Source organism: Streptomyces sp. NPDC048516 (assembly GCF_043199875.1).
Lineage (GTDB): Bacteria > Actinomycetota > Actinomycetes > Streptomycetales > Streptomycetaceae > Streptomyces.
Genome location: NZ_JBICWS010000007.1, coordinates 289,414 through 313,282, shown reverse-complemented (window position 1 = coordinate 313,282; position 23,869 = coordinate 289,414). Strand labels below are relative to the sequence as shown.

At 73.1% G+C, this 23,869-nt stretch carries 21 protein-coding genes; 15 read left to right on the top strand and 6 right to left on the bottom strand.

Annotated features, from left to right (window positions below; all coding sequences use genetic code 11):
• Nucleotides 1-9 precede the first annotated feature (9 nt).
• Genes ACGFR7_RS17125 through cobC form a run of 3 tightly spaced genes read left to right on the top strand, consistent with a single transcriptional unit; the run spans nucleotide 10 to nucleotide 2,704 of the window.
• Nucleotides 10-666, top strand: coding sequence for a cobalamin biosynthesis protein (locus ACGFR7_RS17125; RefSeq protein WP_393319234.1), 657 nt, complete (start codon nucleotides 10-12; stop codon nucleotides 664-666).
• The gene (locus ACGFR7_RS17120) at nucleotides 663-1,568 is read left to right on the top strand and encodes a sirohydrochlorin chelatase (protein WP_393319232.1); all 906 of its coding nucleotides are present in this window, start codon (nucleotides 663-665) and stop codon (nucleotides 1,566-1,568) included. The genes ACGFR7_RS17125 and ACGFR7_RS17120 overlap by 4 nt, the downstream gene beginning before the upstream one ends.
• 2 nt (nucleotides 1,569-1,570) lie before the next feature.
• The gene (cobC, locus tag ACGFR7_RS17115; RefSeq protein WP_393319230.1) at nucleotides 1,571-2,704 is read left to right on the top strand and encodes an Rv2231c family pyridoxal phosphate-dependent protein CobC; all 1,134 of its coding nucleotides are present in this window, start codon (nucleotides 1,571-1,573) and stop codon (nucleotides 2,702-2,704) included.
• A gap of 209 nt (nucleotides 2,705-2,913) precedes the next feature.
• Here the strand turns inward: cobC and ACGFR7_RS17110 are convergent, their stop codons facing one another.
• Both ACGFR7_RS17110 and ACGFR7_RS17105 read right to left on the bottom strand, forming a co-directional pair.
• Nucleotides 2,914-3,882: an SCO1860 family LAETG-anchored protein gene (locus ACGFR7_RS17110; RefSeq protein WP_393319431.1), complete on the bottom strand. Its 969-nt coding sequence runs from the start codon at nucleotides 3,880-3,882 to the stop codon at nucleotides 2,914-2,916.
• A gap of 313 nt (nucleotides 3,883-4,195) precedes the next feature.
• Nucleotides 4,196-5,287 carry an amidohydrolase family protein gene (locus ACGFR7_RS17105; protein WP_393319428.1) on the bottom strand — a complete coding sequence of 364 codons (1,092 nt, stop codon included), beginning with the start codon at nucleotides 5,285-5,287 and terminating at the stop codon, nucleotides 4,196-4,198.
• Nucleotides 5,288-5,863: 576 nt separating this feature from the next.
• Between ACGFR7_RS17105 and ectA the strand changes: the two genes are divergently transcribed.
• The 4 genes from ectA (at nucleotide 5,864) to thpD (ending at nucleotide 9,294) form a co-directional block, all read left to right on the top strand.
• Nucleotides 5,864-6,430 carry a diaminobutyrate acetyltransferase gene (ectA, locus tag ACGFR7_RS17100; RefSeq protein ID WP_393319228.1) on the top strand — a complete coding sequence of 189 codons (567 nt, stop codon included), beginning with the start codon at nucleotides 5,864-5,866 and terminating at the stop codon, nucleotides 6,428-6,430.
• A gap of 135 nt (nucleotides 6,431-6,565) precedes the next feature.
• Nucleotides 6,566-7,834, top strand: coding sequence for a diaminobutyrate--2-oxoglutarate transaminase (gene ectB, locus ACGFR7_RS17095; RefSeq protein ID WP_088797091.1), 1,269 nt, complete (start codon nucleotides 6,566-6,568; stop codon nucleotides 7,832-7,834).
• Nucleotides 7,835-7,880: 46 nt separating this feature from the next.
• On the top strand, nucleotides 7,881-8,297 hold the full coding sequence (locus tag ACGFR7_RS17090; protein WP_350250248.1) for an ectoine synthase: 417 nt from the start codon (nucleotides 7,881-7,883) through the stop codon (nucleotides 8,295-8,297).
• Between the two features lie 97 nt (nucleotides 8,298-8,394).
• Nucleotides 8,395-9,294: an ectoine hydroxylase gene (gene thpD, locus ACGFR7_RS17085; protein WP_393319226.1), complete on the top strand. Its 900-nt coding sequence runs from the start codon at nucleotides 8,395-8,397 to the stop codon at nucleotides 9,292-9,294.
• 102 nt (nucleotides 9,295-9,396) lie between these two features.
• Here thpD and ACGFR7_RS17080 read toward each other — a convergent pair whose 3' ends face one another.
• Complete coding sequence (locus tag ACGFR7_RS17080; protein ID WP_393319225.1) at nucleotides 9,397-10,458, bottom strand: aminotransferase class V-fold PLP-dependent enzyme; 1,062 nt, start codon at nucleotides 10,456-10,458, stop codon at nucleotides 9,397-9,399.
• Between the two features lie 564 nt (nucleotides 10,459-11,022).
• On the opposite strand from ACGFR7_RS17080, the gene ACGFR7_RS17075 reads away from it, so the two are divergent.
• Nucleotides 11,023-11,718 carry a class I SAM-dependent methyltransferase gene (locus ACGFR7_RS17075; protein WP_393319223.1) on the top strand — a complete coding sequence of 232 codons (696 nt, stop codon included), beginning with the start codon at nucleotides 11,023-11,025 and terminating at the stop codon, nucleotides 11,716-11,718.
• Between the two features lie 158 nt (nucleotides 11,719-11,876).
• On the opposite strand, the gene ACGFR7_RS17070 is transcribed toward ACGFR7_RS17075, so the two are convergent.
• Nucleotides 11,877-13,421 (bottom strand): aldehyde dehydrogenase (NADP(+)), encoded by a 1,545-nt coding sequence (locus tag ACGFR7_RS17070; protein WP_393319221.1) that lies wholly within the window; start codon nucleotides 13,419-13,421, stop codon nucleotides 11,877-11,879.
• Nucleotides 13,422-13,559: 138 nt separating this feature from the next.
• On the opposite strand from ACGFR7_RS17070, the gene ACGFR7_RS17065 reads away from it, so the two are divergent.
• The 7 genes from ACGFR7_RS17065 (at nucleotide 13,560) to ACGFR7_RS17035 (ending at nucleotide 20,470) form a co-directional block, all read left to right on the top strand.
• Entirely contained in the window at nucleotides 13,560-14,330 is a 771-nt protein-coding gene (locus tag ACGFR7_RS17065) for an IclR family transcriptional regulator (protein ID WP_393319218.1), read from the top strand.
• A gap of 106 nt (nucleotides 14,331-14,436) precedes the next feature.
• A complete protein-coding gene (locus ACGFR7_RS17060; protein ID WP_393319215.1) occupies nucleotides 14,437-15,693 on the top strand; it encodes a sensor histidine kinase in 1,257 nt (418 codons plus the stop codon).
• A gap of 125 nt (nucleotides 15,694-15,818) precedes the next feature.
• Entirely contained in the window at nucleotides 15,819-16,532 is a 714-nt protein-coding gene (locus ACGFR7_RS17055; protein ID WP_393319212.1) for a response regulator, read from the top strand.
• A gap of 205 nt (nucleotides 16,533-16,737) precedes the next feature.
• Complete coding sequence (locus ACGFR7_RS17050) at nucleotides 16,738-17,568, top strand: NAD-dependent epimerase/dehydratase family protein (protein ID WP_393319210.1); 831 nt, start codon at nucleotides 16,738-16,740, stop codon at nucleotides 17,566-17,568.
• Between the two features lie 165 nt (nucleotides 17,569-17,733).
• Nucleotides 17,734-18,006: a GlsB/YeaQ/YmgE family stress response membrane protein gene (locus ACGFR7_RS17045; RefSeq protein ID WP_088797103.1), complete on the top strand. Its 273-nt coding sequence runs from the start codon at nucleotides 17,734-17,736 to the stop codon at nucleotides 18,004-18,006.
• Between the two features lie 76 nt (nucleotides 18,007-18,082).
• A complete protein-coding gene (locus ACGFR7_RS17040) occupies nucleotides 18,083-19,330 on the top strand; it encodes a TerD family protein (protein ID WP_393319425.1) in 1,248 nt (415 codons plus the stop codon).
• 267 nt (nucleotides 19,331-19,597) lie between these two features.
• Nucleotides 19,598-20,470, top strand: a complete 873-nt coding sequence (locus ACGFR7_RS17035; RefSeq protein WP_393319207.1) for a class I SAM-dependent methyltransferase — start codon at nucleotides 19,598-19,600, stop codon at nucleotides 20,468-20,470.
• A gap of 79 nt (nucleotides 20,471-20,549) precedes the next feature.
• On the opposite strand, the gene ACGFR7_RS17030 is transcribed toward ACGFR7_RS17035, so the two are convergent.
• Together ACGFR7_RS17030 and ACGFR7_RS17025 are read right to left on the bottom strand one after the other, a co-directional pair.
• On the bottom strand, nucleotides 20,550-22,007 hold the full coding sequence (locus ACGFR7_RS17030; protein WP_393319205.1) for an alkaline phosphatase PhoX: 1,458 nt from the start codon (nucleotides 22,005-22,007) through the stop codon (nucleotides 20,550-20,552).
• A gap of 216 nt (nucleotides 22,008-22,223) precedes the next feature.
• On the bottom strand, nucleotides 22,224-23,741 hold the full coding sequence (locus ACGFR7_RS17025; protein ID WP_393319203.1) for a hypothetical protein: 1,518 nt from the start codon (nucleotides 23,739-23,741) through the stop codon (nucleotides 22,224-22,226).
• Between the last annotated feature and the right edge of the window lie 128 nt (nucleotides 23,742-23,869).

Sequence of the window (23,869 nt, the reverse complement as noted above, 5' to 3'; positions counted from 1 at the left end):
CGCCGCGGTATGAAGGGCCGGGCGGCCGACGAGGCCCGCGGGGCCGGCAGGGCCGGGGCGGCGCTCGCGTCGTCGCTTGTGCCGCTGGTCGCCGGCGTGGGCGCGCGCCGGGGCGTCCCGGCGTCGGTAGTGCTGGAGCTGATCACGGCCAGTTGCACGGCGGCGGGGTACGCCGTCCGCCAGGTCGTCGCCCTGGCGACGGTGGCGGCCAAGGCGGACGAGCCGGGGCTGACCGGGGCGGCCAGGGAACTGGGGGTGCCGTTGCGGTCGTTCCCGGCGGCGGCCCTGGCGGCCGTACGGGTACCGGAGCCGTCCGCGGCCGTGGCGGCCGCCGTCAAGACGCCGAGCGTGGCCGAGGCGGCCGCGCTGCTGGCCGCGGGTCCGGGTGCCGCACTGGCCGCCGGCAAGCGGAAGTCGCCGCCGCCGGCCCGGGCGACCTGTGCGCTCGCCGGGCCGGCCGTGGCGCACCACCTCGCCGGGCCGGCTGTAACGGACAACAGTGTCCTTACCGCTGGTAGGGAGGGAGCGCCCGTCGTGCCCGCCACCGGGGCGGTTATCGTCATGGCCTCCCCCAACCCGCCCCGCCGTGGCCCGGATCGGCGGACGGCGGTCGCCGGCGACCCGCCGCCCGGCAGCGCACCCCCCGGTACCAAGGAGACCCAGTGACCACTCCTCCCGCATTGCTCATCGCCGGTCACGGCACCCGTGACGAAGGCGGAGCCGAGGCGCTGCGCACGCTGGTGCGCATGCTCGGCGAGCGCCACCCCGACGTGCCCGTCGCCGGCGGGTTCTTCGGCGTGCCGGCCTCTCCCCTGCCGCTGGACGACGCCATCGACGAGCTCGTCGGACGGGGCGCGACCCGGCTCGTCGTCATACCGCTGCTGCCGGCCCCGACCGGGCCTGTACCGGACGCGCTGCCCTCGGCGCTGGAGCGGGCGGCGGAGCGTCACCCGGGGCTCGGCTACGCCTGTGACGCCGTACTGGGGCCCCACCCCAAGGTGCTCGACGTACTGGAACGACGGCTGGACGAGGCGCTGGCCGCCGGTGCCCGCAGGCCCGAGGACCGGGCCCGCACCACGGTGTTGCTGGTGGGGCGCGGCGCGGCCGATCCGTACGCCAACGCCGAGGTGGCACGGGCCGCGCGGCTGCTGTGGGAGGGGCGCGGCTTCGCGGGGGTGGAGACGGCGTTCGTCTCCCAGGCGGCGCCCGATGTGCCGGCGGGCCTGGACCGGTGCCGGGCACTGGCAGGCGCGGGGTCACCCGGCCGGCCGGGCCGGATCGTGGTCCTGCCCTACTTCTTCTTCCCCGGCGGCCTCTTGGAGCGGCTGCACCTGCAGGCCGAGGGCTGGGCCGCGGCACACCCCGGCACGGAGGTGTTCGGCGCGGCGGCGATCGGTCCCGCGGCCGAGGTGGCCGAGGCCGTCATGGAACGCTACCGCGCGACGGTGGCGGACGATCCGCTGCCCGACGGCGGGGCGTGCGGTTGCCGGGCGGCGGAGGACGCCCGGGGGACGGACGGCACGGCGCTGCGGACCGCTGCGGTGGCGGCGGACGCCGGGGAGCGGTGAGCATGCCGGCACACACCGGATCCGCCCCGCTCCGGCCGCCCGGCCGGGACGCACCGCCTCCCGGCCGGGACACACCGCCCCATGAGCCCGGCCCGCGGGACCACGAGCCCGACCTGCGCCATCACGGCGATGCCGAAGTCCGGGGCGCGGACGACGGATTGACGGATCTGGCGGTCAATGTCCGTACCGGTACTCCCCCGGCCTGGCTCAAGGCCCGGATCGCCGCCTCCCTGGACGGTCTGGCCGCGTACCCCGACGGCCGCGCGGCCCGCCGGGCGGTCGCGGCCCGGCACGGTCTGCCCGTGGAACGGGTGTTGCTGACATCGGGGGCCGCGGAGGCGTTCGTACTGATCGCGCGCGCCGTGCGGGCCCGCCGGCCGGTCGTGGTGCATCCGCAGTTCACCGAGCCCGAGGCGGCGCTGCGGGACGCGGGGCACGACGTCGGGCGGGTGCTGCTCGACGCGCACGACGGCTTCCGGCTGGATCCGGCGGCCGTGCCGGAGGAAGCCGACCTGGTCGTCGTCGGCAACCCCACCAACCCCACCTCGGTCCTGCACCCGGCCGACGTACTGGCCTCCCTGGCGCGGCCCGGCCGGACGCTGGTGGTGGACGAGGCCTTCATGGACGCGGTGCCCGGTGAGCGGGAGGCACTGGCCGGGCGCACCGACCTGCCGGGACTGGTCGTGCTGCGCAGCCTCACCAAGACCTGGGGGCTGGCCGGGCTGCGGATCGGCTATGTGCTGGCCGCCCCGGACACCGTCGCCACCCTGGAGCGCGCGCAGCCGCTGTGGCCGGTCTCCAGCCCCGCGCTGGCCGCCGCCGAGGCCTGCTGTACGCCACGGGCGCTGGCCGAGGCGGAGGCGGCGGCCGGGCAGATCGCCGTGGACCGGGCACATCTGCTGGCGCGGCTGGGCGAGTTCGGGCAGATCCGGGCGTCCGGCCCGGCGGCGGGCCCGTTCGTGCTGATCCGGCTGCCCGACGCGGACGCGGTACGCGCCGCGCTGCGGGCCCGCGGCTTCGCGGTACGCCGTGGTGACACCTTCCCCGGCCTGGGCCCCGGCTGGCTGCGCCTGGCGGTACGGGACCGGGCCACGACGGACCGGTTCGCGGCGGCGCTGGGCGAGGTGCTGCGCTAGGTCGTGTCCGCAAAGTCCCTGGGGCGCCGACGAAGGGGTACAGCCGGGGGAAGCGGGCCGGCCACCGCGTCGGCGGCCCGCCGCACCCTCCATGGCCCCGGCAGGGGTGAGGTGCGCCGCACCCGGCCGTCCGAGACCGGGTACGGCGCACCTCGGGCCGTACGCCGCGCGCGACGCCCCCACAGCACCGGCGCGGCGTACGGGGTCCGTCAGCCGCGGCCGCCCGGCGCGGCGTTGCGGCGCCGCCGGGCGAAGCCGACCGCCCCGGCACCCGCGGCGACCAGCAGGGCCGCGCCCCCGGCGAGGTACGGGGTGGCCGAACTGCCGCCGGTCTCCGCGAGGTTTTGGGTGCCGGTCCGGTGCACCTCGGTGCCCTTGCCCTCGACCGGCTCGGTACCGCCGTCCGGCTTGGTGCCGCCGGTCTGGCCACCGCTGGTGCCGCCGGAGCCGTTGTGCCCGGGCGCCTTGACGCCCGGTGCGGTGCAGGTGGCCCGGGCCAGGGTGACCCGGCCGTGCACCTCGGCGACGCCGAGCTTCAACGGGTTGAGGGAGACCTTGAGGTCGAGCGCGGTGGCCGCGGCGCTCTTGGACAGGACGCTCTTCCGTGACAGGTCGAGCCGCACCTCACCCACGCCCGGCACCTCGACGTCCGTCGTCCCGCCCGCCGTGAGCCTGACCCGCTTGCCCAGGACGACGACGTCACCCAGCACGTTCGCCTCGGCCCGGGGCCGCTCGCCCGCCTCGCACACCGCCTTGGCGGTGACCTGCTGGACCTCGACCAGGGACCGCAGCGCCAGACCGGGCACCCGCACCTTCGCCTTCACGAGGTTGGCGTAGCCCTCGGTCTTCCGCCGGTCGGCGGTGGCCCGTGCGGTGGCGGCATCGGCGCGCAGCACGCTGAACGGCTTGCCGTGGTCGATGCCGTCGAGGCGGACGGTGAGCGCGGTCCTGGAGGCCGAGGCCGGGGCGTGCACCTCGTTGAGGACGGCGTTCAGCGGGACGTCGAGCGTCTTGTGGAGCAGCCCGACGTTCAGGCCGGTGCGCAGCACGACCGCGTCGGCGGTGCCGCGGGCCGGGCCGTGATCTCCGGTGGCATGCGCGGGCACGGCGCCGAGCAGGAGGGCGGAACCGGCCGTGAGTGCGGTGGCGACGAAGGTCGCGGCGAGGCGTCGGGGCATGCCGGAGGAGCGGGCGGGACTGGTGGACACGTGTGTGGAACCCTCACAGGAGAAATGGAGCCGCCGGCCGCGCCAATGGGGGACATCACGCGGGCCGACGACCTCGACCCGCACATCGTGTCCGCACGGAGGGTGAACGGGGAGCCACGTGACGTCAGTTCATCCCAATGGGTGGTTTCCGCGCATTTATTCGATTCCTGCGGCACGGGGCACCACCCTCGCCACAGCGGCCCCACCGTCCGGGTGACCGGGGTTGACCGGGCCGGATGACGCCGGGACACCCGCCCGGGCACCCCGGCACGGCACCGTCCGGCTACCCCACGACCTGCCCGCGCAGCACCACCCGCAGCGGCGCGGCCAGCACCCGGACGTCCTCGCGCGGATCGCTGCCGTAGACGACCAGGTCCGCCGGAGCGCCCTCGGTGAGGCCGGGGCGGCCCAGCCAGTCCCTGGCCCCCCAGGTGGTCGCGGAGAGGGCCGCCACGGCGGGCAGACCGGCCTTGGTGAGCTCGGCGACCTCGTCAGCGACCAGGCCGTGGGCGAGCGCGCCGCCGGCGTCCGTGCCGGCGAAGACGGGCACACCGGCGTCGTAGGCCGCCCGTACGGTGTCGTAGCGGCGTGCGTGCAGGCGCCGCATGTGGTCCGCCCAGCGCGGGAACTTCCCCTCACCGCCGGCCGCGAGCCGCGGGAAGGTGGCGATGTTGACGAGCGTGGGAACGATGGCGACGCCACGCTCCGCGAACAGCGGGATGGTGTCCTCGGTGAGCCCGGTGGCGTGCTCGATGCAGTCGATGCCGGCCTCGACCAGCGGGGCGAGGGAGTCCTCGGCGAAGCAGTGGGCCGTCACCCGGGCGCCCAGCCGGTGGGCCTCGGCGATGGCCGCCTCGACCGCCCCCCGGGGCCAGCAGGTGCCCAGATCGCCCGTGGAGCGGTCGATCCAGTCGCCGACGAGCTTGACCCAGCCGTCGCCGCGGCGGGCCTCCTGCGCGACATAGGCGACCAGGTCCTCGGGCTCGATCTCATGCGCGTAGTTGCGCGTGTAGCGCTTGGTGCGGGCGATGTGGCGGCCGGCCCGGATGATCCGCGGCAGATCCTCGCGGTCGTCGATCCAGCGGGTGTCGGACGGGGAGCCGGCGTCGCGGATCAGCAGCGCGCCGGCATCACGGTCGGTGAGCGCCTGCTTCTCACTGGTGGCGTTGTCCACCGGGCCGTGCGCGTCCAGGCCCACATGGCAGTGGGCGTCAACCAGGCCGGGCAGCGCCCAGCCCGTCACGGTGGTGGCATCCCGTGCCATTGCCGGCCGGTCGAAGGTGACCCGACCGCCGACCACCCACAGCTCGTCGCGCACGTCGTCGGGCCCGACGAGGACCCTCCCCTTGAGGTGCAGCACCGCACCTTCGCTCATGGACGTCATAGGGGCACTGTAGGCGGCGCCCCCGCCGCTGTGACCCGTACCGTCACACCGGCCGCAAGGCGGCATTCCCCCGCCGATTCCCGGGATACCCACAGCCGCGCCGCGCTTTTCATGCCGGTCGCTCTCCGTAGGCCTTCCGTACGTTCTGCCGACACTTGCGCCGACGTTCTCGGCATACTCGGGGACGTCATCTCGCGCACGTTCTCACGGGTCTTGCCATCGGCTTGCCGAGCAGGTTTCGATGGGCCTTACGCCTAGCCTTCCGGGGGCGAATTCCCAATTACCCGCGCGTACAGCTTCCCGTATTCTTCTGCCCGCTTTTCCGCACCCCAAACGCCAAGATTTCGCTAGTGGCAAGTTCCGCAATTCGGACGGATCTCGTGGGCGTTACGGAGCTGTGACCGACTACACAACGTGTCCGTTTTACCCCGAACATCCCGGTCAAATCGGGACATCCGGCGGTGGGACCGCGCGCACGGGCGCCCCCGCGCGATAACACATCTTCGGCGCTTCCGTAACCCCTGCCCACGATGCAATTTCCTTTTTCCCTGGGTAAATTTAATTTCTATGACCGCCGCACAAGCAGACCATGCAGGTGCCCGAAGCGATATCAGAGAATTGCCGGAGGGCTTCAAGCTCGACACCCCACGCGTGGAGGACGGAGCCGCGATCTGGCGTATCGCCCGCGACTCGAAGGCGCTGGACCTCAACTCCTCGTACAGCTACCTCCTGTGGTGTCGCGACTTCGCCGCCACCTCCGTCGTCGCCCGTGACACGGAGGGCGAGCCGGCCGCTTTCGTCACCGGATACATCCGCCCCGAGCGCCCGGACACCCTCGTCGTCTGGCAGGTAGCCGTCGACGACGCGCACCGTGGCCAGGGGCTGGCGGCCGCACTCCTGGACGGGCTCGGCGCCCGTGCCAGGGACGAGCTGGGCATGCGCTTCGTCGAGACCACCATCACCCCCGACAACGCCGCATCCAACCGGTTGTTCGCGTCCTTCGCCGAGCGGCACTCAGTGCCGATCAAGCGCGAGGTGCTCTTCGACGCGGGGCTTTTCCCCGAGCAGGGCCACGAGCCGGAGGTGCTGCACCTCATCGGCCCGTTCGAGCCACCGGCCCGCCCGGAGCACTGACGCCTCCCAGGACCGCGCGGCCACCGCGCCGCAGCGGCCATGCGGGACCCGGCACCACACCCGCGACACCGCCGGCACCGCCCAGCCCCCCAGACTTCCTGATCCTTTTCGCCACTCATCTCCCAGGAGCATGTTGTGACCATCACCCAGCCCGATCTGAGCGTCTTCGAGACCGTGGAGTCGGAGGTCCGCAGCTACTGCCGTAGCTGGCCCACCGTCTTCGACCGCGCGCAGGGCAGCCGCATGACCGACGAGGACGGCCACACCTACCTCGACTTCTTCGCGGGGGCCGGCTCGCTCAACTACGGCCACAACAACCCCGTGCTCAAACGCGCTCTGATCGACTACATCGAGCGGGACGGCGTCACCCACGGCCTGGACATGTCCACCACGGCCAAGCGCGCTTTCCTGGAGTCGTTCCAGAACATCATCCTGCGGCCCCGCGACCTGCCCTACAAGGTCATGTTCCCGGGCCCGACGGGCGCCAACTCCGTCGAGGCCGCGCTCAAACTGGCCCGTAAGGTCAAGGGCCGCGAGTCGATCGTGTCCTTCACCAACGCCTTCCACGGCATGTCGCTGGGCGCCCTCGCCGTCACCGGTAACTCCATGAAGCGGGCCGGTGCCGGTATCCCGCTGGTGCACGGCACCCCGATGCCGTTCGACAACTACCTCGACGGCACCTACCCGGACTTCCTGTGGTTCGAGCGGCTGCTGGAGGACCAGGGCTCCGGCCTGAACACCCCCGCCGCCGTGATCGTCGAGACGGTCCAGGGCGAGGGCGGCATCAACGTCGCCCGTCCCGAGTGGCTGCGCGCCCTCGCCGACCTGTGCGAGCGCTGGGACATGCTGCTCATCGTCGACGACATCCAGATGGGCTGCGGCCGTACGGGTGCCTTCTTCTCCTTCGAGGAGGCGGGCATCGTGCCGGACATCGTCACCGTCTCGAAGTCCATCAGCGGCTACGGCCTGCCGCTCGCGCTCACCCTGTTCAAGCCTGAGCTGGACATCTGGGAGCCGGGCGAGCACAACGGCACCTTCCGCGGCAACAACCCGGCGTTCGTCACCGCCGCCGCGACGCTGGACACCTACTGGGCCGACGGCCAGATGGAGAAGCAGACTCTCGCCCGCGGTGAGATCGTCGAGGCACACCTCAAGGCCATCGCCGAGGAGCACCCGGACGCCATCGCCGAGTACCGCGGCCGCGGTCTGGTGTGGGGCATGGAGCTCAACGACAAGCCCGTCGCCGACAAGATCGCCAAGCGTGCCTTCGAGCTGGGTCTGCTGATCGAGACCTCCGGCCCGGAGAGCGAGGTCGTCAAGCTGCTGCCCGCACTGACGACCACCCCCGAGGAGCTGGACGAGGGACTTCGGATCCTCGCCCGCGCGGTTCGCGACTGCGTCTGACCACTCCAGAGCCCCTTACCGTTCCACAGAAAGGCACCGAGTCACCGTGATCGTCCGATCCTTCAAGGACATCGAAGGCACCGACCGCCACGTCAAGGCCAAGTCGGGCACCTGGGAGAGCAAGCGCATCGTGCTCGCCAAGGAGCGCGTCGGCTTCTCGCTGCACGAGACCACCCTGTACGCCGGTACGGAAACCTCGATGTGGTACGCGAACCACATCGAAGCCGTACTCTGCGTAGAGGGCGAGGCCGAGCTCACGAACGACGAGAACGGCGAGAAGCACCTCATCACGCCGGGCACGATGTACCTGCTCGACGGGCACGAGAAGCACACCATGCGGATCAAGAAGGACTTCCGCTGCGTCTGCGTCTTCAACCCGCCGGTCACCGGCCGCGAGGACCACGACGAGAACGGGGTCTACCCGCTGCTCACCGAGCCCGAGCCCGAGGCCGAGACGGTCTGAGGCGATCGTCACCCGCCTGCCCCGTCCGGCAGATGAGGAAGGCACGCCCACACGCACGGAAGCCAGAGCCCGTACGAGAGGAGAGGAAGGCAACACCATGACCACCGCACCCGAGCGCACCGCCGACCTGTACCCGACCCGTGGGACCGCTGAGGTCATCACCCCGCGGAAGGACCCGGTGGTGTGGTCGCAGCCCGGAGCGGCCGGCCCGTTCGCGCCGTCCGAGCTGAGCGACTTCGAACGCGACGGCTTTTTCGCCATCGGGGAATTGCTCACGGCGGAAGAAGTCGCGGTGTACCGCGCCGAACTGGACCGTCTCGTCCTGGACCCGACGATGCGCGCCGACCCGCGCTCCATCGTCGAGCCGAAGTCGGGCGACATACGGACCGTGTTCGAGGTGCACAAGATCAGCGAGGTGTTCGCCAAACTGGTCTCCGACCCGCGTGTGGTCGGCCGTGCCCGGCAGATCCTCGGCTCGGACGTCTACGTCCACCAGTCGCGGATCAATGTGAAGCCCGGCTTCGGTGCCACCGGCTTCTACTGGCACTCGGACTTCGAGACCTGGCACGCCGAGGACGGTCTGCCGAATATGCGCACCGTGTCGGTCTCGATCGCGCTCACCGAGAACTACGACACCAACGGCGGCTTGATGATCATGCCCGGCTCGCACCAGCACTTCGTGGGCTGTGAGGGCGAGACGCCGAAGGACAACTACAAGCGGTCGCTGCAGATGCAGGACGCGGGCATCCCGTCGGACGAGGTGCTGACGAAGATGGCGGACAAGCACAGCATCCGCCTCTTCACCGGCAAGGCCGGCTCGGCGACCTGGTTCGACTGCAATGCCATGCACGGCTCGGGTGACAACATCACGCCGTACCCGCGCAGCAATGTCTTCATCGTCTTCAACAGCGTGGACAACGAAGCGGTGGAGCCGTTCGCGGCGCCGGTCCGGCGCCCCGAATACATCGGAGCCCGGGACTTCACGCCGGTGAAGTAGTCACGGCGGGAGTACGGGTGGCGCGGCCGCCGCACAGCAGGGTCTGTGCGGCGGCCGTGCTGTGTGAGCGGGGGCCGGCCGTGTGACCGGGGCCGGTCGGGGCTACCCCAGCAGGGCCAGCAACCGGTCCACGTCATCCGTCGAGTTGTAGAGGTGGAAGGCCGCGCGGAGCAGGCCGCCGCGCACCGAGATCCGCACGTCCGCCTCGGTCAGCCGCTGCTCCGCGCCGGCGATCCCGGGGGTGGAGACGATCGCCGAACCGGGCGCGGGGCAGGGCGTCAGACCGCGTTCGGCCAGCCCCGCGCGATAGCGGTCGGCGAGTGCGGTGTTGTGGGCGTGGACGGCCGCCACGCCCAGCTCGCCGAGGAGGCCGAGGGACTGCTCGGCGCCCACGTAGGAGAGGTAGGCGTGCGGTTCGTCGAAGCGCCGGGCGTCGGCCGCAGGACGGAGGGGGCCGTAGTTGGACGCGCCGATGTCCTCGCCCGCGACCCAGCCGGCGTGGAGGGCGGCGGGCCACTCCTCGCCCCGCCCGAGGTCCCCTCCGAACGCCATGAAGGTCGTCCCGCGCGGGCACAGCAGCCACTTGAAGGCCCCGGCGACGACGAAGTCGAAGTCGGCGGCGCGCAGCGGCAGCCAGCCGGCGGCCTGGGTGGCGTCGAGGTAGGTGCGCGCCCCGTGGGCCCGCGCCGCCTCGCGGACCGCCGCCATCTCGGCGATCCGCCCGTCCAGCGACTGCACGGCGCTGAAGGCGACCAGCGCGGTGCCGGGGCGCACCGCGTCGGCAAGCGCCTCCAGCGGCACGGTGCGCAGCTTGATCCCCGGGTGGGCGGCGAACGGATTGAGCAAGGAGCTGAAGTCGCCCTCGGGAGCGAGCACTTCGGCACCGGCCGGGAGCGAGGCGGCGACGAACGCGGACTGCACCGCGACCGAGCTGCCGAGGGCGACCCGCTCGGCGGGCACGTCCAGCAGCCGGGCGAAGGCGGCGCGGGAGGCGTGGGCGGCGGCGAAGTAGTCGCGGCCCATGGTGCCGTAGGAAACGGATTCCTCGACGGCAGCGCGCAGGGCGGCGGCACTGCGCGCCGGGAGGAGCCCGCTGGAGGCGGAGTTCAGATAGGTCGTCCGGGGCTCGAACTCGGCCCCGCCGAGTGACGCGCGTCGCTGCATGCCCCCACTGTGCTCGGTGATCGCCCGGCGCGTCCATGACCTCGGCCGTATCCCGCCACGAATCCTTGCGGGTCCGCGCGGGGTCGAGGCCCGCACCGGCCGCGGTTGAGCGGAGTGAACCGAACCATTCCAGCCCTGAACACTCACTGCAACAATAACGATTGATCATATGGCGCACTGGGGCCGGGCTCGCTGCTTCAGTCACGCCTGGGGAGTGCCTTTAAACCCTGGTAAGCCTCTCGCAGGTCGGACGCTTCCGGGAGCCGGCGCCGCTCCACTGCCATGACGACTTCAAGAGCACGCCAGTGATTCGACGGAACAATACGGCCGGACAGTATGGCCCGCTGCGCTGCGTTGCAAGCCTCATCCAGCCGATCGGTTCCGAGCAAGGCCAGCGCCAAATCGATGTTTGCTGAGGCCACTCGACGCGGCCACTTCCTCTGGCCCTTCCCTCTTGCGCTGTGGCTGCGGACGGGCGCGCCTTCCCGGTCCTTCCCGCTTCAGCGGCCCGTCCCACCGGTTTCCGCGGGGGCCGGCAGGCTGTTTCGTGGGTAGCGTCCCCGCATGACCTCGCCACAGGGATTTCTCGGGTTCTGGGAGACGACCGGCTCCGCCAAGACCTTCACCCATCCGCTCGATCCGGCGCTGCTGGACGCCTATGTGCCGCGGAGCGCGCGGGTGCTGGACTACGGCTGCGGCTACGGGCGGCTGACCGCCGAGCTGGCCGGGCTCGGGTACGGGGCGGTCCGCGGGGTGGATGTCTCGGCGGCGCTGATCGCGCGGGGCCGGCGGGAGCATCCGGAGCTGGCGCTCATGCGGTGCCCCGCTTTCCCGCTGCCGTTCGAGGACGGGAGCTTCGACGCCGCGCTGCTGTTCGCGGTGCTCACCTGTGTTCCCGGGGACGCGGACCAGACGGCGATCGCCGGGGAGCTGGGGCGGCTGGTGCGGCCCGGCGGGGTGGTCTACCTGAGTGATGTGCCGCTGCAGGGCGATGCGCTCAACCGGGAGCGGTACGCCCGGTTCGCGGAGCGCCACGGGACGTACGGGGTCTTCGAGACGCCCGATGGCGGGGTGTTCCGGCACCACCCGCCGGAGCGGCTGCGCGGGCTGCTGCGGGAGGCCGGCTTCTCGGTACGCAAGGAGCGGGTCGGTGTGGTGGGCACGCTGGACGGGCGGACGGCGGAACGGCTGCAGATCATTGCCTTCAGGGAGCCGGACGCGGCGGGGCCGGAGTCGTCGCCGGGGCCGGCGTCAGGGTGAGGTGGAAGGACGCCTGCGGGGGCCTGCCCGGTGGAGGGTGGCGCGGGGGGCCGGTGCGCAGCCGGCGGTGTGCAGGGCGCCGGTGACCGCCGCCAGGCCGGCGGGTGCCGGCGCACGGACCTGGACGGCGGTCTCGTCGGTGGCCTGGAGCGCGGTGTCTACGCGCCCTCGGCGCGGTCGTCGACCCGGCGTGGCAGACCGAGCGGGTTGTCCTCGCGCAGCTCGGGCGGCAGCAGCGCGGGCGGGGTGTTCTGGTAGGCGACCGGGCGCAGCCAGCGCTCGACGGCGGTGCCGCCGACGGAGGTCGAGGTGGAGGTCGTCGCCGGGTAGGGGCCGCCGTGGTGCTGGGCGGGGGCGACGGCGACCCCGGTCGGCCAGCCGTTGACGACCACCCGGCCGGCGAGCGGGGTGACCTCGGCCAGCAGCCGGGCGCCGCGGCCCCCGTCGTCGCGCCCTGCGCTCTCCGCGTCGCTGAGCTGCAGGGTCGCGGAGAGGTTGCCGGGCAGCCGGGCGAGTACGGCGCCGATCTCGGCCTCGTCACGGTAGCGGGCGACGACCGTGACCGGGCCGAAGCACTCCTCCAGGAGGAGGTCGTGCGGCCCTTCGGCGGCGAGGCGGGCGGCCGGCACGGAGAGGAAGCCGGCGCTGACGGTGTGCTCGCCGCCCGCGCCCGGGGTCACCGGAGCCTCGACGTCGGGGAGTTCGGCGCGGGTGCGGACCCCGTCGAGGAAGGCCTGCCGCATCCGGTGGTCGAGCAGCACCCCGGCCTCGGTGTCGCTGACCGCGTCGGTCAGCGCCGACAGCAGCCGCTCGCCCGTCTCGCCGTCGGGCGCCAGGACCAGGCCCGGCTTGACGCAGAACTGGCCCACGCCGAGCGTCATCGCACCGGCCAGCCCGGCACCGATCTGCTCGGCGCGCTCCGCGGCCGCGGCCTCGGTGATCACGACGGGGTTGAGGCTGCCCAGCTCGCCGTGGAAGGGGATGGGGTGCGGACGAGCCGCGGCGGCGTCGTACAGGGCACGGCCGCCGCGCACCGAGCCGGTGAACCCGGCCGCGGTGATCAGCGGATGGCGCACCAGGTCGATACCGGCCTGGAAGCCGTGCACCAGGCTCAGCACGCCCTCCGGCAGGCCGGCCTCGGCGGCGGCGCGGCGCAGCAGCGCGGCGCACAGCTCGGAGGTGGCCGGGTGGTCCGGGTGTGCCTTGACGACGACGGGGCAGCCGGCCGCGAGGGCGCTGGCGGTGTCGCCGCCCGGTACCGAGAAGGCGAGCGGGAAGTTGCTGGCGGAGTAGACCGCGACGGGGCCCAGCGGGATCTTGTAACGGCGCAGGTCGGGCCGGGGCGGGGCGAGGCCGGCGTCGGCGTGGTCGATCCGTACGTCGAGGAACGCGCCCTCCTGCACGAGGTCCGCGAAGGACCGCAACTGGTAGGTGGTGCGGCCGAGTTCGCCCGTGAGCCGGCCGGGGCCGAGCGCCGTTTCGGCGTCGGCGGCCTCGATGACCGCCTCGCCCGCGTCGTCGAGCAGATCGGCGGCGCGGCGCAACAGCGCGGCGCGTACGGCGCGGTCGGCGAGCGCGTCCCGGGCCGCGTGGGCGGCGCGGACCACGGTATCCACCTCGTCGGCCGTGGCCTCCACCGCAACCTGTTCGCGCTGCTTCCCGGTTCGGGGGTCGACACTCCAGACTGGTGCTGCTGCTGCCACCGTGCATTCCTCCCGGGCGTGCCTGCCGAGTCGTTCCGAGTCCTGCCGCACATCGGAGGGCGTTCGATATGCTGAACGCTGTCCCAGATGGTGAACAACCGGGACTCTATGGCGGTCCGAACAGGGGGGTCAAGGGCGATGCCAGCTACCGAGACCGGTGGATCTCAGGTCAAATCCGCGGTGCGGACGGTGGAGTTGCTCGAATACTTCGCAGGTCGCCCCGGTATGCACACTCTGTCCTCCGTCCAGGAAGCCGTCGGCTACCCGAAATCCAGCCTCTACATGCTGCTGCGCACCCTGGCCGACCTGGGCTGGGTCGAGACCGACGCCACCGGCACCCGCTACGGTATCGGTGTCCGCGCGCTGCTGGTCGGCACGTCGTACATCGACGGCGACGAGGTGGTGGCCGCGGCCCGGCCGACGCTGGACCGGCTCTCCGACGACACCACCGAGACCATCCACCTCGCCCGCCTGGACGGCACCAACGTCGTCTACCTCGCCACCCGTCCGTCGCAGCACTCTCTGCGCCCCTTCACCCGTGTCGGCCGGCGGCTGCCCGCGCACTCCACCTCGCTGGGCAAGGCGCTGCTCGCCACGTACGGCGACGACCAGGTGCGGGCGATGCTGCCGCCGACGCTCACGCAGCTCACCGAACACACCCTCACCGACCGCGAGCAGCTGATCGAGGAGCTGCACGCGGTGCGCGAGCAGGGCTATGCGGTCGACCGTGAGGAGAACACCCTGGGCCTGCGCTGCTTCGGCGTCGCGATCCCGTACCGCACCCCGGCCCGGGACGCGATCAGCTGCTCGGTGCCGGTGGCCCGGCTGACCCCGGCCCATGAGCAGATGACCAAGAACGCCCTGTTCGACGCCCGCGACCGGCTGACGCTGGCCACCCGGCGGCTGTGAGCCCCCTCGGCCAACTCCCTTGCACCTCCCCCTCCCCCATACGGCGGAGGGGGATCGTCGTCGGGGCGGAGGCGCGCCGGGGGCGGCCCGCGGAAGGCTGGACGCCATGAACACCCGTACCGGCCGCCCGGTGCGACGGGCCGGCCGGCGCTGGGTCCATCTGGTGCTGGGCGGCGCACTGTTGATGCCGTTCCATCTGCTGGCGTCGGTCGTGATCCCGCTGCTCGTGGACGGGGCCGACCCGCTGCGCCGGATGGGCTGGCAGTTCGTCGCGTTCGGCGGTGCGCTGCCGCTCGCCGCCCTGGCCGCGCTGCTCTTCCCGCCGCTGCGGCCGCTGGAGGTGGCCGCCGTACGGTCGCTGTGCGCGGTGCCGGCGGAGCGGCTGGCCGAGGGGCCGGCACTCTCCTGGGCGGCCCGGCGGCGTACGGCGCTGTGGTTCGTGGCGCATCTGCTGGCCGGGGGGATCGTCAGCGGAATGTCGCTGGCCGCCCCGCCGGCCGCCGTCCTGCTGCTGGTGCTTCCGTTCTCCGAACCCCTGCAACGGGCCTCGCCGGGATGGCCGGACGCCTTCCACGGTGCGCTGGGGCCGCTCACGGGCCTGGCGCTCCTGGCGCTGGTCGCCGGCACCGCCTGGGGGGCCGGAGCGCTGCTGGCCCGCTGCGCCCCGGTGCTGCTGGGGCCGACGCCCGCCGACCGGCTGGCCGCCGCCGAACGCCGGGCGGCCTATCTGGCGTCCCGCAACCGGCTGGCCCGCGAGCTGCACGATGCCGTCGGACACGCGCTGAGCGCGGTCACCCTCCAGGCGAGCGCGGCCCGCCGGGTGCTGGACGCGGACCCGGAGTTCGCCCGCCGGGCACTGGCCGCCATCGAGGAGACCACCCGCGAGGCGGTCAGCGAACTGGACACCGTACTGGGCCTGTTGCGCGAGGAGGACGGCGCCGACCCGACCGCGCCCGCCCCGACCCTGGACGGCCTGGACGCGCTGCTCGCCCGGACCCGGGCGGCGGGCCTGGCGGTCGAGGCGACGGTCCAGGGGCGGTGCGCGGGGCTGGCCCCGGTGGTCTCGCGGGAGGCCTACCGGATCGTGCAGGAAGGCCTCAGCAATGCGCTGCGGCATGCCGGTCCGGTACCGGTACGGCTCCATCTGCGCCTTGACGAGGGGGAGTTGACGATCCGGGTGGAGAATCCGGTGACCGGGCAGGCGGACGGCTCCCCCGCGGCCGCGGACCGTTCGGGCGGGGGCCGCGGACTGCGGGGAATCGCCGAGCGGGCCCGGCTGCTGGGCGGCGAGGCGACGGCCGCGGCCCACGACGGTGTATGGCGGCTGACGGCCCGGCTGCCGTCGGCCGGGATGACGGGATGACGGGGCGACGAGGCGACAGGGCGACAGGCCGATGAGCAGCGGGACGCGGGAGCACCGGACCGGAAGCGGGGCCAGGGTGAGTGAGCGGGGACAGGGTGAGTGAGCGGGGACAGGGTGAGCGGGGCGTGACCACGAGGCAGGACGGCGACGACCAGCGGTCCGGCGACGGGGGCCGCTCCCGCCCGCTGCGTATCGTCCTCGCCGACGACGAACGGATGGTGCGCACGGCGCTGCGCGCGATCCTGGGCGCCGAGGCGGACATGGAGGTCGTCGGCGAGGCGTCGACCGGCGCCGAGGCGGTGCCGCTGATCCGTGCACTGCGCCCGGACATCGTGCTGATGGATGTCCGGATGCCGGAGATCGACGGCATCCGCGCGACCGAGCAGGTGCTCGCCGGGATGCCGGAGCCGCCCCGCATCATCGTGGTGACCACCTTCGAGAACGACGCCTACGTCTATGACGCACTGCGGGCCGGCGCCAGCGGGTTCCTGCTCAAACGGTCCGGTGCACAGGACCTGGTCGAGGCCGTACGACTGGTGGCGCGCAGCGACTCGCTGCTGTTCCCCGCGGCGGTGCGGCGGCTGGCCGCCCGGCACGCCGGGGAGCGGGCGGCAGCCGAGGCGGTGCGGACGCTGCGGGCCCGGCTGTCCGAGCGGGAGCGGGCGGTGCTGCGGCTGATGACGGCCGGGCTGGCGAACGCCGAGATCGCGGACCGGCTGGGGGTGGGCCCGGCCACGGTCAAGACGCATGTGGCGGGCGTGCTGGCCAAGCTCGGGGTGCGGGACCGGACCCAGGCGGTGATCGCCGCGTATGAGTGCGGGTTCGTCCGGCCGGGGTGACGCGTCCGGAGGGGTGATGGCGCCCGGAGGGGGTGATGGCGTCCGGCCGGGGTGATCAGGCACCGGCCCCTGCCGCGCCGCAAGCGGATTTGCCGGCCCCGTCAAGCGTCTTGACCGGCCATGAACCAGCTCGCTTAGCGTGTCCACACATCTGAATGCTGTCCGTGCATACAGCCTTGCTGTTGAGCCGGAGGAGTCCCCGTCCATGACCGCACCACGCACCGCACCGCGCACCGTCCTGCTGACCGGCGCCGCCGGCGGGCTCGGCACCCTGATGCGTGAGCTGCTGCCGCCCTACGGGTACCGGCTGCGCCTCTTCGACCAGCGGCCCGTCGACACCCCCGCCGGCGAACCGGACGCGATCACGGCCGAGTTGGCCGGCACCGAGGCACTGCGCGAGGCGGTGCGCGGGGCCGACGCGGTGATCCACCTCGCCGGCATCTCCCTGGAGGCCGACTTCGAGCAGATCCTGCGCGCCAACATCGAGGGCACCTACCGCCTGTACGAGGCGGCGCGCGAGGCGGGCATCCGCCGTATCGTCTTCGCCTCCTCCCATCACGCCGTCGGCTTCACCCCGCGCCCCGCGGACGGCTCCGGCGCCCTCCCCGTCGGCACACCCCGCCGGCCCGACACCTACTACGGGCTGTCCAAGGGATTCGGCGAGGATCTGGCCTCCCTCTACTGGGATACGCACGGCATCGAGACCGTTTCGGTCCGCATCGGCTCCTGCTACCCCGTGCCGACCTCGGTGCGGATGCTGTCCATCTGGCTGAGCCCGGCCGACTGCGCACGGCTGCTGCACGCCGCGCTCACCGCGCCGGACGTGGGCCACACCGTCGTCTACGGCTCCTCCGCCAACACCCGCCTGTGGTGGGACCTGTCGACCGCCCGCGCCTTGGGCTACGCGCCGCAGGACGACTCCGAGCCGTACGCGGCACGGCTGATCGCCGCACAGGGCGCACTGGATCCGGACAACCCCGAACACGCCTTCCTCGGCGGCACCTTCTGCACCGACCCGCCCCGGTGGCCACACTGACGGTCCCGCACGGTGGTCGGGCCGGGGTCCCGCCCCTTGCCGCAGCGCCACCGAGCCCGCCGGGGACCGTACGCTCGTGGCCCCTGCCACGCCGCGGAACCCCGGCCGCCCGGGTGGCGTCCTGGTCTGTGTACCCACCCACCGCGCAGGAACGAGGAACGCATCATGGGCATCGTCAGCTGGCTCGTACTCGGGCTGATCGCGGGCATCATCGCGAAGGTCCTGCTGCCGGGGCGGGACCCGGGCGGCATCGTCGGCACGACCCTGATCGGCATCGTGGGGTCCTTCCTCGGCGGCTGGCTCTCCACCAAATTCCTGCACCGCCCGATCCCCAAGGATTTCGGCGAGCCGTCCATGTGGATCGCCTCGGTCGCCGGGGCCCTGGTCCTGCTGATCGCCTACCGGCTGCTCTTCGGCAACTCCCGCGAACGCCGGTGACCGGGCCCGGCGGCCATCCGGCCGCAGGTAATGGAACCGCAAAGGCGAGCCGATCGTTGAGCCCGGCATGACCGCTATGACTCCTGGCTCGAACCTCCCGCTCAACGCCGTGCGGGTGGCGGTGGACGTCACCGCCCCCGTGCGGCTGGACGTGTCGGGCCTGCTGCTCGCCGCCAACGGCAAGGTGCGCTCCGACGACGACTTCGTGTTCTACAACCAGCCCAGCGGACCGGGCGTGACGCACTCCGCGGCAGCCGGCGGCGGTGACACCATCACCGTGGACACCGCCGCGGTGCCCGAGGGCATCGAGAAGATCGTGGTCACCGCGAGTCCGGACGCCCCCGGCGCGACCTTCGCCGGCACGGAGCCGACCGGCACGGTCCGCAACGCCGACGACGGCAGCGTCATCGCCTCCTTCACCCCGCCGCAGCTGGGCACCGAGACCGCGCTGGTGGTCGTCGAGATCTACCGCCGCGGCGGTGCCTGGAAGGTCCGCGCGGTCGGCCAGGGCTATGCCAACGGTCTGGCGGGGATCGCCACCGACTTCGGCGTCAGCGTGGAGGAGCCGGCCGCACCCGCCGCCGCCCCGCAGGCACCCGCCGCCCCGCAGGCACCCGCCGCTCCCCCGGCGCCCCCTGCCCCCGCAGGCCAGTGGGGACCGCCCGCGGGCGCCCCGGCCCCGGTGGCCCCGCCGCCGGCCGCAGCGGCGCCGGCCCCGGCCCCCGCCGCTGCGGCACCCGGCTCCGGCAAGGTCAATCTCGACAAGGGCCGGGTCAGCCTGCAGAAGAACCAGACCGTCTCGCTGGTCAAGGGCGGCCGTCCGCTGCTCACCTCGGTCACCATGGGCCTCGGCTGGGAGCCGGCCTTCCGCGGCAAGAGCATCGACCTGGACGCCTCGGTCATCGCCTTCGGCCCGGACCGCAAAAAGGTCGACAACTGCTTCTTCGGCAAGCTGATGATCCTGGGCGGTGCGATCCAGCACTCCGGCGACAACCTCACGGGCGAGGGCGCCGGCGACGACGAGGCGATCACCGTCCACCTCGGCGGGGTCCCCCCGGAGGTGAGCGGCCTGGTCTTCGTCGTGAACTCCTTCTCCGGCCAGAAGTTCTCCGACGTCGCCAAGGCGTACTGCCGCCTGGTGGACGCCCAGAGCGGCGAGGAGCTGGTCCGCTTCGACCTCACCCACGCCGAACCGCGCACGGGCGTGATGATGGCCAAGCTCATCCGCCAGTTCTCCGGCGAGTGGGAGATGACCGCGCTGGGCGAGTTCGCCGACGCCCGTACGGTGCGCGGCATGGCCAAACCCGCCGCACAGGCCCTGTGAGCCGCTGACGCCGTCGTCCCTGGCGGGCCGCCGCCAGGGACGGAGCGGGACCGAAACCTCCCTGGTGCGGGAGCGGCCAAGGACCGAAAATTGTGCCGTCCCCACCGTCGGAGCCCACCGCCGCTCCCTACCGTCCCCGTCCGGCCGCCGTCCCCGTCCCGCCCGTACCCTCCCGTCCCCCTCCACGCCCTTTGGCCCCGCCCCGTCACGGCCGCCCCGTCCGGCCCGTCACGGAGCGTCCCCCACGGCACGCACGAGGAGCGTTCGATGACGCAGCAGCCGCCGGCCGGCCCCGCGGATCCCCCGGACGGCCCAGAGCCCCCGGACCTTCCCGACCGGGTCGCGCTGACCTACGGCGAGCTCGACCTCAGCACCGTCCCCGCCTTCGCCGGCGGCTTCATCAATTTCGGCTACTGGGCGGGCCTGCCCGGCCCCGCCGGCCGGCCGCTGACCGAGGCCGACCGGGTGCGCAGCGAGCAGGACCTCTACCGTCTGGTGCTCGGCACCTTCGACCGGCCGCAGGGCCGCACCGCCCTGGAGGTCGGCTGCGGACGCGGGCTGGGCTCCGCGCTGGCACTGCGGGAGTTCGGCCTGGGCAAAGTCCTCGGCATGGACGCGCACCCCGACCAGATCGCCCGTGCCCGGGAAGCGAATGCCGGGCTGCTCGCTGCCTCCTCCGACTCCTCCGGGCGGCTGGAATTCCTCCGGGGCGCGGCCGAGCGCATCCCGCTCCCCGACGGCTGTGTCGACTGCCTCTTCTCCGTCGAGGCGGCGCAGCACTTCCGCGAGCTCACCGGTTTCGCCCGGGAGGCGGCGCGGGTCCTGCGCCCGGGCGGCCGGCTGGCGCTGACGACGTTCTTCGCCCGCACCCATGCGGCCGCCCGGGTGCTGCCCACCATGCTGCCCCCGTACGCCGACGGCCTGGACGTCCCGCACGTGGTCGACGAGGTCGCCACGACGCTGAGCGCCGCGGGTCTGCGCGAGGTCCGGGTCCGGTCCATCGGCGACGGCGTCTGGGAGTCCTACGACCGCTATATGGCCCAGCAGCCCGAGCTCCGCGACGAGTGGCCGCGCCGCTACCTGACGGCGTATGAGACCGGGCTGCTGGACTACTACCTGCTCACGGGCGGGGCGGACTGAACCGCCCGCCCGGGGTCGCCGGGGTACGGCTGCCGCTGACGGACCGCCCGACGCCGGGTGACGGCTGCCGCTGCCGGCGCTACCGCTGCCGGCGCTGCCGCTTCCAGGGGCCGGTGATGGCCAGCATGATGCCGGGCTCCTGGATGTTGGCGAACAGCGTGTGCCCGTCCGGGGAGAACACCGGCCCGGTGAACTCGCTGAACTCCGGCTCGTCCGCGGTGCCGATGTTGAGGTCGTTGCGGGCGACCGGGTAGGTCCGGCCGTCGTCGGTGGCCCCGAAGAGGTGCTGGACGCCCTCGCCGTCCTCGGCGATGATCAGCCCGCCGTAGGGCGAGACGGTGATGTTGTCGGGGCCGTCCAGGGCGCCGTCCTTCGACGGTTCCTTGTTGACGCCCAGCAGCACCTTCAGCGTCAGGGTCCGCCGCCGCGGGTCGTAGAACCAGACCTGGCCGTCGTGCTGGACGGGGCTCTCGTCGCGGGCGTACGAGGACACCACGTACGCGCCGCCGTCCGCCCACCACAGGCCCTCCAGCTTGCGGGCGCGGGTGACCTCACCGTCCTTGAACTGCTTGCGCACCGAGACCTTGCGGGCGTCGCGGTCGGGGACCTCTGCCCAGTCCACGCCGTAGACGGTGCCGGCCTTGGTGGCTCGCGAGAGGTCATCGACGAACCGGCCGCCGGAGTCGAAGCACTTGAAGGCCTCCAGCACGCCGGCGTCATCGGCCAGCGTACGCAGCTGCCCGCGGCCGTGCCGGAATCCGTGCGGCGGGGTCCAGCGGTAGAACAGGCCGTTGGGGGTGTCGGCGTCCTCGGTCAGGAAGAGGTGGCCGCGCTTGGGGTCGACGACCACCGCCTCGTGGGCGTAGCGTCCCAGCGCCTTGACCGGCTTGGGATTGCGGCCGGCCCGGAGGTCGTGCGGGTCGACCTCGAAGGCATAGCCGTGGTCCTTGGTCATGCCGTGCTGGCCGGCCTTGTCCTCGTTCTCCTCACAGGTGAGCCAGGTGCCCCAAGGAGTGGTCCCGCCCGCGCAGTTGGTGGAGGTACCGGCGATGCCGACCCACTCGCCGACCGGCGTACCGTCCTTGGCGACCTCGACGACGGTGCAGCCGCCGGACGCCGCCGGGTCGTAGACCAGGCCCTCGGCCAGCGGCACCGGGTGCGGCCAGTCGGCGCGCGGGCCCTTCAGCTCGTGGTTGTTGACGAGGAGAGTCGTGCCGCGGTGGCCGGCGAAGGTGCCGGTGCCGTCGTGGTGGGAGGGGGTGGACTCGCCGCTGTCGAGCTTGGTGACGCCGGTCCGCGTGATGATCTTGTACGAGAACCCGGCGGGCAGCGCGAGGATGCCGTCCGGGTCCGGGACCAGCGGGCCGTAGCCGATGCCGTGACCGTGGCCGTCCGCCGCACCGCCCGGGCCGGCGTCCGGTGCCTCCTCGGCGAGGGCACCGGGCGCGGTGGCCAGCACCCCGACGCTGCCGGCCAGCGTGACCCCCGCGCCGGCGAGGGCGGAACGCTTGGCGAAGTCTCTGCGGGTGAGCGGCATTGTCATCTCCTGGATGGCCGGTTTCTTCATCCCCTGTGCCTGCGCCGCACACGCTCTCGTGCGTCGTCGAACTCCAGTTGAACGCCGCCCGACATCCAGGAAGCAGTTGGGGCCGGTCCGGCGGATCAGGGCCGGGCGTGCCCTGATCCGCTGGACCGGCCCCGGGCGCAGGGGTGTCTCCCCGCGGGGTGGTCCGTCCCGGCCGGTCCGGTTCCGCTAGCCGGACTGCCGCGAACGCGCCTTGAAGGCCGCCTTGCGGGCCTCCTTGGCCGCCTTCTTGTCCGGGTGCAGCCGGCCCATGACCTCCAGGACGTCGGCGGTGGCCGGGTGGTCCACCCGCCAGGCCGTGTCGAAGAACCCGCTGTGCTGCTGGGTCAGCCCCTGCACCAGGTCGCGCAGCTCCCCGGTGGCGTCCTCGTCGGCGCTCTCCAGCTGCGCCGCGATGGTGTCCACCGTCAGCCAGAAGATCATCTCCTGGGAGGGCTCGGGGATGCCGGGCAGCGCCCGCTCGGCGAGCCAGACCCGGGCCAGGCCGCCGAGCTGCCGGTCGTCGAGCACGTCACGCAGCGCGGCCTCGGCGTCCGACGAGACCAGCGAGAGGGTCTGCTGGGCGGCCAGCCGGCGCCGCGGGGCGCGGTCGTCGTCCCCGCGGGCGGCGGCGAGCAGGTCCCGTGCGGCGTCCAGCGGCGTACGGGCGGCGAGCCACAGCTCGGACTCGGCCTGGGCCAGCGCCTCGGGGTAGTCGGGCAGTGCCTCCAGGAGGACGTCGGCGCCCTTGTCGGCGAGGTCGCCGACCGCCGGGGCGTCGACCCCCGCGTCCAGCATCCGGGCGCGTACCGCGTAGACGCCGAGCGGGGTGAGGCGGACCAGGCCGTAGCGGGAGACGTCCTCGTCCGTCAGCGGCCCCGCGGCGGAAGTCCCCTCGGAGGAGCCCTGGGCGAGGACCGCCTCGCCGTCCTCGTCCAGCTCCTCGATCAGCGCCTCGTCGACGGGCTGGTAGGCGACCAGACCGATCGGCTCCAGCACCCGGAACTGGTCGTCCAGGCGCATCATCGCCTCGGAGACCTCTTCGAGGACGTCGTCGGTGGGCTCGCCCATATCGTCCGGGACGATCATGGAAGCGGCCAGCGCGGGCAGCGGAACGTCCTGGTCAGGGCGCTCGTTCAGGGCCGTGAGCAGATAGAGGTTGCCGAGGATGCCGTCCAGCAGCTCGGCCTCCTCCTCCGGGTTCCAGTCGATCGCGTCCAGGTCGAGTTCGCCGCCCTCGGTGAGCTGGTCGGCGAGATCGGCGAGGTCGGGGGCGGCCGCATCGGCGAGCACGGTCTCCATGCCGCCCAGCCAGATGTCGAGGATGTCCTGCGGGCTGCCGGACGTGAGCAGGCCGAGCTCGTCGCCGGGGGTGGCGAGGCCGGCGGCGGCATCGTCGGGGAGGTCGGCACCGTCCTCGCCGTCGGCGCTCTCCTCGATCTCCACGAGTCCGGTGTCCACCGCCAGCTGCCAGGCCTCGGCGGTGTAGGCGGCGCCGTCCTCGTCGCCGGCCAGGCCCAGGTGCTCGGTGGCGGCGGCCAGCGGCTCGTCGAGGATCTGGCCGCCGACGCCGACCGGGACACCCCGTTCGGCCCAGCGGGCGAGCTTCGCGGCGCGGGCCAGCAGGGGAGCGCTCAGCGCGTCCCTGGCCAGTTCCGCTTCGGAGTGCAGCCGCACCGGCGGCAGGGTGGGGCGGTCTGCGGACATCGGGTGCTCAGCTCCTCGGACGGACTACGGCTGCGGGTACCTCCCAGCGGTGGCCGGGAGAGTCGCCGCCCCAGCGTAGACGGAATTCGCCGTAACCCGGACGGTTCACCCGCGCGTCCCCTGCCGGT

Coding starts and splice junctions, on each gene's coding strand:
- ACGFR7_RS17040 (WP_393319425.1), top strand. CDS start 18,083: ATGACTCCTGGCTCGAACCTCCCGCTCAACGCCGTGCGGGTGGCGGTG.
- ACGFR7_RS17025 (WP_393319203.1), bottom strand. CDS start 23,741: ATGTCCGCAGACCGCCCCACCCTGCCGCCGGTGCGGCTGCACTCCGAA.
- ACGFR7_RS17045 (WP_088797103.1), top strand. CDS start 17,734: ATGGGCATCGTCAGCTGGCTCGTACTCGGGCTGATCGCGGGCATCATC.
- ACGFR7_RS17050 (WP_393319210.1), top strand. CDS start 16,738: ATGACCGCACCACGCACCGCACCGCGCACCGTCCTGCTGACCGGCGCC.
- ACGFR7_RS17110 (WP_393319431.1), bottom strand. CDS start 3,882: ATGCCCCGACGCCTCGCCGCGACCTTCGTCGCCACCGCACTCACGGCC.
- ACGFR7_RS17030 (WP_393319205.1), bottom strand. CDS start 22,007: ATGCCGCTCACCCGCAGAGACTTCGCCAAGCGTTCCGCCCTCGCCGGC.
- ACGFR7_RS17065 (WP_393319218.1), top strand. CDS start 13,560: ATGCCAGCTACCGAGACCGGTGGATCTCAGGTCAAATCCGCGGTGCGG.
- ACGFR7_RS17075 (WP_393319223.1), top strand. CDS start 11,023: ATGACCTCGCCACAGGGATTTCTCGGGTTCTGGGAGACGACCGGCTCC.
- ACGFR7_RS17105 (WP_393319428.1), bottom strand. CDS start 5,287: ATGAGCGAAGGTGCGGTGCTGCACCTCAAGGGGAGGGTCCTCGTCGGG.
- ACGFR7_RS17035 (WP_393319207.1), top strand. CDS start 19,598: ATGACGCAGCAGCCGCCGGCCGGCCCCGCGGATCCCCCGGACGGCCCA.
- cobC (WP_393319230.1), top strand. CDS start 1,571: ATGCCGGCACACACCGGATCCGCCCCGCTCCGGCCGCCCGGCCGGGAC.
- ACGFR7_RS17125 (WP_393319234.1), top strand. CDS start 10: ATGAAGGGCCGGGCGGCCGACGAGGCCCGCGGGGCCGGCAGGGCCGGG.
- ectA (WP_393319228.1), top strand. CDS start 5,864: ATGACCGCCGCACAAGCAGACCATGCAGGTGCCCGAAGCGATATCAGA.
- ACGFR7_RS17080 (WP_393319225.1), bottom strand. CDS start 10,458: ATGCAGCGACGCGCGTCACTCGGCGGGGCCGAGTTCGAGCCCCGGACG.
- ACGFR7_RS17060 (WP_393319215.1), top strand. CDS start 14,437: ATGAACACCCGTACCGGCCGCCCGGTGCGACGGGCCGGCCGGCGCTGG.
- thpD (WP_393319226.1), top strand. CDS start 8,395: ATGACCACCGCACCCGAGCGCACCGCCGACCTGTACCCGACCCGTGGG.